Genomic DNA, 8,017 nt, shown 5'->3' with positions numbered 1-8,017 from the left:
TTCGCCGGGGTCTTCTATGTGCTGATCGGCGTGTTCGGCGCCACCGTGGCCGCGCTGTTCGCGGCCTTCCCGCGGGAGTTGGTGATGGCGATCGCCGGCATCGCGCTGTTCGGCACCATCGGCAACAGCCTGGCGGCGGCCTTGCGCGAGGAACACGAGCGCGAGCCGGCACTGATCGCGTTCCTGGTCACCGCCTCGGGCCTGTCGTTGTTCGGCATCGGCGCGGCCTTGTGGGGCCTGCTGGCCGGCGCGGCGACGCTGGCGCTGTGGCGGCGCACCCGCTGAGGGGCGGCCGCCGGTCGGGATTCAGCGCGGGTCGCGAAGCTGCAGCAGCCAGTGACTGGCGACGCCGGAGTGATCGGGCAGCGGTTCGAAGTCGAACTGGCGGTGCACGGCCGTGCTGCCGTCCACGCGCAGCGGCAGGGTGACGTAGGCCGCGCGCCCCTGCCGCAGCAGGGTGTCGATGCGCTGGGTCTCGACCAGCACGGCATCGCTGGCGTACAGGCGCTCCAGGTCGCAACCGATCAGGTCGGCGACCTCGCGCTCGTACAGCGCGGCGAAGGCCTCGTTGACGAAGGCCAGGCGGCTGGGCCGCGGGCCGTCGCCGCGCTCGACGATCGCCACCGGTTCGCGCAGCCGCGACAGCGAGGCCTCCAGCAGGGCGAAATCCTGCTGGAAGCGCTTGCGTTCCATCAGTTCGATCAGCACCCGCAGGCTGCGCGCCGATTCCAGGCTGATCGGCGACCACGGCAATGCGCGGCCGCGCACGGTCTCCTGCCACAGGTCGAAGCTCTTGCGCGGCGACAGCCGCGAACCGGCGATGTCCTGCAGCTTGGCCAGCTGCGGATTGCCGGCCCAGTTGACCGTGCGTACCTGCTCGCGGCGGGTCCACAGCAGGGCGCTACGCGCCTGCGGCATCAGTGGCACGAAGATGAAGCCGGCCGCCAGCGGCGCCAGATCGGCCAGCGCCGGGAACGTCTCGCCGATCTGATCCGAATGCAGCGCGCCGACCGCGTCGTGGCGCAGCGCCTCGTGATGGGTGGACTCGATCTGTTCGCGGATCCGCGCCAGGTCCTCGGTCGACGGGAGCATGCCGTGGCGGGTGACGTGGTCGCCATGGAACACCGCCACGCCGTCGGCATCGACCACGTCGAGCAGGTCCGAGGCCATCTCGTCGAGCATGGGCGCGGTCAGCATCTCGGCGTCGTTGAAGTTGGTGATCAACTTCTCGCGCACGGTCAGCAGCACCGACTCGGTGCGCGCGCGCGCCACCGCGGTGATCGCGCCGATGCGCCCGGCCAAGGCGCGGCTCAGCGCATCGGCGACATCGCGCATCTCGTGGTTGCAGAAATACGGGCGGTAGTGGTGGCAGGCGATCAGCCCCCACAGCGCGTCGTTGACCACGATCGAGGCCACCAGGGTGGCGGTGACGCCCATGTTGGCCAGGTATTCCAGGTGCACCGGCGAGACGCTGCGCAGGCTGACGTCGCTCAGGTCCACCGGCGCGCGCAGGCGCGGATGCAGGGTGGGCTGGATCGGCGACGGCACGTAGCCGACGTTGGCGATCTGGCGCACGCGGTTGCGCAGGTACAGCGCGCGGGCCTGCGCCGGAATATCGCTGGCCGGATAGTGCAGGCCGAGATACGGCTCCAGCTCCGCCGCGCGCGCCTCGGCGACCACGTCGCCGTTCCAGTCGTCGTCGAAGCGGTAGATCATCACCCGGTCGTAGCCGATCAGGCTGCGCAGGCTCTTGGCGGCGCGCTGGCAGGCGTCCTCGATGCTGTGGTCGGCCTCCAGCCGGCGCAGCGCCGGCAGCGCTTCGCGCAGGGTGGCGTCGGCCAGCGGCGCATCGCGCGGTTCCAGTTCCAGCAGCCACTGCTCCGGGTACAGATGCCAGGCGCCGACCCAGCGCTGCGTCGCGGCCGCGTCCTTGAAGCCCACTTCGACATAGGCCAGGTCGCTGCGTTCGGCTGCGTCCGGCAACAAACGCGTGCGCGGATCCTCCAGCACGAGCAGGCTGTCGTAGCGCTGTCCGAGCACGGCGTCCAGCGGCCGGCCGAACAGGTCGGCGGCGCTGGCGCTGGCCTGGACGATGCGCCCGTCCTGCGGCTCGATCACCAACAGCACGCCGTGCGGCTGCACCGATCCAGGAATATGGATGGGCTCGCGTGCGCAGGCGTCCATGTCCAGGGGCACGACGATGTCGCTCATGCGGCGATCTCCAGGGCGAAGTGGGTATGGAAGTGCGCGAACATGGCACGGGCGCCGTCGACCGCGGCCTGTCGCCGCGGCGCGCTCGGCAAGGCCCGCTCCAGGCGCTGCTGGAAATGTCGCCAGGCGGCCGGATCGGCATGGCCGAGTTCGAAATAGGACAGCGCCGGCGCTGCGGCACACAGGGTCTGCCGCAGGTGCCGGGCGATCACCCGCCCGCCCAGGCGCGAGCCTTCGACCACGTAGAGCATGCCCCAACGGGTACCGTCGTCGGCGGCCGGCGGCGGCGGTTGCGGCGCTGGCGGCGTTGCCTGCAGGGCATGCAGATCCTGCGCCAGCAACGGGGTGCGCGGCTGGTACCGCCACGGCGCATCGCCGCAGTCGCGCAGCCAGGCCGCTTCGCGCCGTTCCCAGCCGGCCAGCACCGCGTGATGGCGACGCAGCACCTCCACGTAGGCGGACAGCGACAGTGCCGGATCCATCAGCGCGCGCATCGCCGGCAGGTCTTCCACGGCCTGGTGCTGCTGCGCAGTGGCCTCGCGCAGCAGGCGCGCAGCGGTCAACGGCAGGGCGGTTCCGTCGGGAGGGGACATCATGCAGGCGACTGGTACAGCAGCCGGCCGGCCGCGACGAAAGAGAGGACACAGCGTAACAATCGCGACCGCGCGGTGCCAGGCGAGGCCGCGCGGGAGACGACGACGTCCATGCCGCAAACTGAGCCGTTCATGCCGGACGCGCCGCCTGCGCTGCGCCTCAGCCGCCGGCCACCGCGGCGTCGGGTACCCGGGCGCGGCGCCAGGCCACGATCCAGCCGCCGCCCAGCAGCAGCGCCGCCAGCAACCACGGCACGCCAGGGAAGTGCAGCAGCGCATGCGGGCCGATGAAGGCGGCGAACACCCATGCGTACAGCAGCGGCCCGATCACCCCGGCCAGGCTGACCAGGCTCATCAGTGCGCCCTGGATGCGCCCCTGCGCGTCGGCGCCGACGTGGCGGGTGACGATCGCCTGCGCGGCCGGCCCGGCCACCGCCCACAATGCGCTGATCGGCACGCCGAGCAGGAACAGCGCACCGCTGCCGGCCACGCTGTAGATGGCGAACCCGATCACGCCGCAGCCCAGGCCGAACAGCAGCGCGCCGCGCTCGCCGAAGCGGCGCACCACCCGCGCCACCAGCACGGCGTTGACCACGATGCTGCACACGCCGACCAGGGCCAGCACCCAGCTGACCTGTTTCGGCCCCCAGCCGAAGCGGTAGTCGGCGAACAGCACGAAGATGCTCGGGTAGACGTAGTGCGCCAGGTTGGCCAGGAAGATCACCGCGGCCAGCGCGAACACCTGCGGATAGCGCCGCAGCAGGCGCAGCGCGCCGAACGGGTTGGCGTGCGCCCAGTCCACCTGCGCAGTGCGCCGCTCCGGCGCCAGCGACTCGGGCAGCACCCACAGACCGTAGAGGAAGTTGAGCAGGGCCAGCCCGGCGGCGAACCAGAACGGCGCACGCAGGTGCAGGCTGCCGAGCCAGCCGCCGAGCAGCGGACCGACCACGAAGCCGACGCCGAACGCGGCGCCGATGATGCCGTAGGCCTGGGCGCGCTTGTCGGCCGGGGTGATGTCGGCGATGTAGGCGTTGGCCGAGGTGAAGCTGGCCGAGAACACGCCGGAGACCATGCGCGCCAGCAGCAGCACCGGCAGGCTCTGCGCCAGCGCCATCACCATGAAGTCCACGCCCAGCCCCAGGCACGAGGCCAGGATCACCGGGCGCCGGCCGTAGCGGTCGGACAGCGCGCCCTGCAGCGGCGAACTGACGAACTGCAGGGCGGCGAACAGGAAGCCGAACCAGCCGACCCAGCGGGCCGCGGCGGCGAAATCGCCGCCGGTGAAGCCGCGCACCAGCGTGGGCAGCACCGGAATGATGACGCCGAAGGACAGCACGTCGATCAGCAGGGTGACGAAGATGAAGGCGACCGCGGCGCGGCGTGAGCGGACAGCGGGAGTCGGAGCGTGCACGGCAGGCCTCCTGGCGGACGCGGCAGTGTAATCGGCGCCGCTGCGGGTGCGGGAGGCCGGAGTGGACAGCGCCGCCTGCCTGCCGCAGCGCGGTGGCTGGGCTGGGTGCGGCCGGCGCGATTCCGATCGCGAACGGCGGAGATCGTCGCGTCGGGACTAAAACAATGGGTCTGCGGCTTGGCCGGTTGCAGGTGGAGGCCGATCCCCTCTTGCATCGCCAGTCCAATTGCACCGCTCGCCGCAGGCGTGGCGCCGACTGCGACCGGCCGGGATCATCGCGTCGGGACTGAAGTCCCTCCCACGATGGGAGGCTGGCCGATCGCGCGCCGGGCTGAAGCCTCTCTCGCATCACCGCGGAGGCGGAAGGCGACGAGCCGGTTAAGCCGCGCCGCAGAGGCCATCGCGTTGGGACTGAACGGCACCTCCAATAACCTGCATCCGGCGCCATCGGGGCCGGCTACGGATTGCACGGTAGGAGCGGCTTCAGCCGCGACCGGGCTTTACCGGGATGGCCCCGTCGCGGCTGAAGCCGCTCCTACGGGATACTTCCTGCGGTGATTGGAGGTGCCCTGACGTCTGCGCGCTGGCCCAATTGGGTCGGCAGCACGTCCGGCTACACCGAGCCACTCCCCTCTCCCGCCGGGAGAGGGGTCGGGGGCGAGGGTCCGGCGGAGGCAGCGGCGCGACGCACGCCAGCAAGGCGCGCCGGCGCCGCGGTCACGGCGGGGCCGTCACCAATGCCGACCGCCGGTCCGCCGCACGCGGTGCCGCCATCCACCAGGGGTCACAACGCCACGACGGAGATGGTCTGCTGCAGCACATGCTGGGCACCCGGGGCCAGTTCGATCACCTCGGGCCCGGCGTTGGCCGCTTCCAGGCACACGAACTGACGCCAGTGCGGGCCGACGTCGGCCATCTTCTGCGCGCCGGCCTCGCCCGGGTTCCAGGCCACCAGCGTGCGGCTGCCGGTGGTGGCGATCTCGATGCGGCGCTGCAGGCCCGGGTCCAGCAGGGTGTAGCGGCCGCCGGCGCCGGTGTAGATGCGGTCGCTGCGGCCGGGGTCGCGCGGATCCTGCAGGCTCCAGTCGCCGTGCTGGCGATGCGCGGTGGCGTAGTTCTCGAACTTGTCCAGGTACTCCAGGCCGTCCAGGCCCTGCACGCGCACCTGGGTGGCGTCGGCGACGCGGAAATAGTTGTGCAGCGCCTGGGTGAAGCGGGCCGGCGCGGTGCCGACGTTGTCGGTGACCAGGCGCTGCTCCAGGGTGGCGCCGATGCGCAGTTGCATGCGCAGGCGCAGCGGCAGGTCGTCGAAGTCCGGCGGCGCCAGGGTCAGCACCAGGCTGCCGTCGGCCTCGCGCCGCGCGTCCTGCAGCTGCCACGGCACGGTGCGCACGAAGCCGTGCGCGGGCACGGCGTCGCCCTGGCCCTGGCGGCCGAAGTACGGCCAGCACACCGGGGTGCCGCCGCGGATCGGGGTCGGCGTGGGCTGCGCGTCCGGCGACAGCCACAGCGCGTCGGTGCCGCCCTTGGGCACGAACGACAGCACCTGGCCGCCGAACAGGCTGATCGCGGCGGTGGACTGCGGGGTCTCCACCAGCAGCGAGGGATAGCCGTGGAAGTCGCCTGTGCTCAGGCCGGGGACGTCGGACATGGGATGGATGCTCCGTGGCGCGGGGGATTGGGCGAAGGCCGGGTAGCCGGCCGGCAGCCGGAACGCGGTGGGCGGCGTGCCGCCGAACGGCGTCTTTGTAGGTGTCGGCGTCGGTGCGGGTGCGGGCGACGATGCCGGTGCAGGCGATTGCGGCGACGACGGCGGCGTGGCCGGTGTCGGCGCGGGGGTCGCGGGCGCGCCGCCAGCCTCGCGGCGCAGCGCGTCGAGGATGCGTTGCCCGGCACGGCCGTCGGCCGGCTGCAGGCCCAGACGCTGCTGCTCGGCCTGGATCGCGCGGCGGGTGGCGGTGCCGATGGCGCCGTCGGCCTGGCCGATGGCGTGGCCGCGCGCCAGCAGCAGGGTCTGCAGTTCGCGCCGCTCGGGGCGGCCCAGGCCCGGATCGTCGGTCGGCCAGGCGGCGACCAGCCCGGGCTTGCCGCGCAGCCGGTCGGACAGCAACGCGATCGCCAGCGCATAGCTTTCGGCGGCGTTGTAGGCGTAGATCGCGTCGTAGTTGCGGAACACCAGGAACGCCGGGCCATGCACGCCGGCCGGGATCAGCACCGCTGCCGGCGTCTGCGCGGCCAGCGCCGGCAGCGCGCTGCCATCGGCGGCAGTCAGGCCGCGCGCGCGCCAGTCCGACAGCGGCCGACGCTGGGTGCGCCCGGCCAGCGCCGGATCGAAGCCGTCCGGCAGCTTCACCTCCAGCCCCCACGGCTGACCGCTCTGCCAGCCGGCCAGCTTGAGGTAGTTGGCGGTGGAGGCCAGCGCATCGGGAATGCTGGCGACCAGGTCGCGACGGCCATCGCCATCGCCGTCCACGGCGACGCGGGCGTAGGTGCTGGGCATGAACTGGGTGTGGCCGAAGGCGCCGGCCCAGGAGCCGGTCAGGCCCTCGGGCCGCAGGTCGCCGGCCTGCAGCAGCTTCAGCAGGGCGAACAGTTCGCTGCGGAAGAACGGCTGGCGGCGGCCTTCGCACGACAGGGTCAGCAGCGACACCAGCAGCGGGCGCTTGCCGGAGATGCGGCCGTAGTCGCTCTCCACGCCCCACACCGCGACCACGGTCTCCGGGTCCACGCCGTACTGCTGCGCCACCTGCGCGAGCAGGTCGCGATGCGCGGCCAGCATGGCGCGGCCATCGTCGATGCGCTGGCTGTCGACCAGGCCGGCCAGGTAATCCCAGATCGGCGTGGTGAACTCGGGCTGGGCGTCGAGCAGCGGCAGCACGCTCGGGTCCGGCTGCAGGCCGGCGGTGAAGCGATCGAACGACGCCTCGGCGACGCCCGCCTTCGCCGCGGCCGTGCGCAGGCCGGCCACGCAGCTGGCGAAGGCCGGATCGGGCATGGACGGCACCGCCGCGGGTGGGGTCTGCGCGAGCGCGCACGGGGCCGCCAGCAACAGGATCCAGGCCAAACGCATCATCGCAACATCCTCGCCAACGGCAGGGCCGACATCATAAACAACCGCCGCGTGTGCACCCCGCTCACGCGGTGCGGCCGGAAGACGGCACACGACCGGCTGAGTGGTCTGCGTGTGACTTTGTCGGCAGATCGCGCGACGCGCGGTCGCGGCAGGCATGGCGTTCGCTATCCGCAGCGCGCGTTCCAAACGCAAGAGGACCGACGACAGCCTTGCGAACGAACGGGCGGAACGCGGTCGTACGCACCGCTGGCGCGACGGGCGCCGGTTCAGTCCAGCGCGTCGAGGTAGTACCAGCGCCCGTCTTCGCGTACGAAACGGCTGTGTTCGGTCATGCGCACGGCGCTGCCGCCGCCGATGCGATAGCGCGCCAGGAAGGCGACCTCGGCGGTGTCTGCGCCGGTGTCGACGACCCGCTGCACGGTCAGGCCGAGCCAGGTGGTATGCGTATCCAGAGCAAGATCCGCCGGGCAGGTCGAAGGATGCCAGCTCGCGCGCAGGTAGTCGGCGTCCTGGCGCACGTAGGCGCTGTAGCGCGAGCGCATCAAGGATTCGGCATCCGGCGCCGCGACACCGGCGTGGTACGGCCCGCAGCACTGCGCGTAGTCGCGCGGACGGCCGCAGGGGCAGGGATCGGCAAGGCGCGGCGTAGACGGTGGCATGTGCCGATTGTGCCGGCTGACGCGCCGCTGCGCACGCCGCGGCCGACGGCGGCTATGCTTGCGGCCCCTT

6 protein-coding genes (1 of these 6 only partly in view) are annotated in these 8,017 nt (G+C 72.2%); 1 reads left to right on the top strand and 5 read right to left on the bottom strand.

The window, feature by feature from the left end; genetic code table 11:
• Positions 1–285, top strand: the 3' portion of a protein-coding gene (locus tag PG878_RS00765; RefSeq protein WP_209029887.1) for a benzoate/H(+) symporter BenE family transporter. Its footprint begins 894 nt before the window's first position; 285 of the gene's 1,179 nt are visible here — the last part of the coding sequence; the start codon falls outside the window, past its left edge; its stop codon occupies positions 283–285.
• 21 nt (positions 286–306) lie between these two features.
• Here PG878_RS00765 and bphP read toward each other — a convergent pair whose 3' ends face one another.
• The 5 genes from bphP to PG878_RS00740 all read right to left on the bottom strand — a co-directional run bounded on the left by bphP (position 307) and on the right by PG878_RS00740 (position 7,947).
• Positions 307–2,211, bottom strand: a complete 1,905-nt coding sequence (bphP, locus tag PG878_RS00760; RefSeq protein ID WP_209029888.1) for a bacteriophytochrome BphP — start codon at positions 2,209–2,211, stop codon at positions 307–309.
• On the bottom strand, positions 2,208–2,807 hold the full coding sequence (locus PG878_RS00755; protein ID WP_209029889.1) for a biliverdin-producing heme oxygenase: 600 nt from the start codon (positions 2,805–2,807) through the stop codon (positions 2,208–2,210). The genes bphP and PG878_RS00755 overlap by 4 nt, the downstream gene beginning before the upstream one ends.
• A 157-nt stretch (positions 2,808–2,964) precedes the next feature.
• Positions 2,965–4,215: a TCR/Tet family MFS transporter gene (locus tag PG878_RS00750; RefSeq protein ID WP_209029890.1), complete on the bottom strand. Its 1,251-nt coding sequence runs from the start codon at positions 4,213–4,215 to the stop codon at positions 2,965–2,967.
• Between the two features lie 784 nt (positions 4,216–4,999).
• Positions 5,000–7,210: a lytic murein transglycosylase gene (locus PG878_RS20880; RefSeq protein ID WP_244672506.1), complete on the bottom strand. Its 2,211-nt coding sequence runs from the start codon at positions 7,208–7,210 to the stop codon at positions 5,000–5,002.
• Positions 7,211–7,554: 344 nt separating this feature from the next.
• Positions 7,555–7,947 (bottom strand): YchJ family metal-binding protein, encoded by a 393-nt coding sequence (locus tag PG878_RS00740; protein ID WP_209029892.1) that lies wholly within the window; start codon positions 7,945–7,947, stop codon positions 7,555–7,557.
• Positions 7,948–8,017: the final 70 nt, after the last annotated feature.

The sequence above is a fragment of the Xanthomonas hawaiiensis genome, assembly GCF_031834635.1.
Classification (GTDB): domain Bacteria; phylum Pseudomonadota; class Gammaproteobacteria; order Xanthomonadales; family Xanthomonadaceae; genus Xanthomonas_A; species Xanthomonas_A sacchari.
Note: the sequence above shows the minus strand (reverse complement) of the source record. Positions and strands in the feature narration are given on the sequence as shown.

What these genes read in the sequence shown, in the direction of transcription:
- bphP (WP_209029888.1), bottom strand. Translation starts at nt 2,211, where the DNA reads ATGAGCGACATCGTCGTGCCCCTGGACATGGACGCCTGCGCACGCGAG.
- PG878_RS00755 (WP_209029889.1), bottom strand. Translation starts at nt 2,807, where the DNA reads ATGATGTCCCCTCCCGACGGAACCGCCCTGCCGTTGACCGCTGCGCGC.
- PG878_RS20880 (WP_244672506.1), bottom strand. Translation starts at nt 7,210, where the DNA reads ATGCCCGATCCGGCCTTCGCCAGCTGCGTGGCCGGCCTGCGCACGGCC.
- PG878_RS00740 (WP_209029892.1), bottom strand. Translation starts at nt 7,947, where the DNA reads ATGCCACCGTCTACGCCGCGCCTTGCCGATCCCTGCCCCTGCGGCCGT.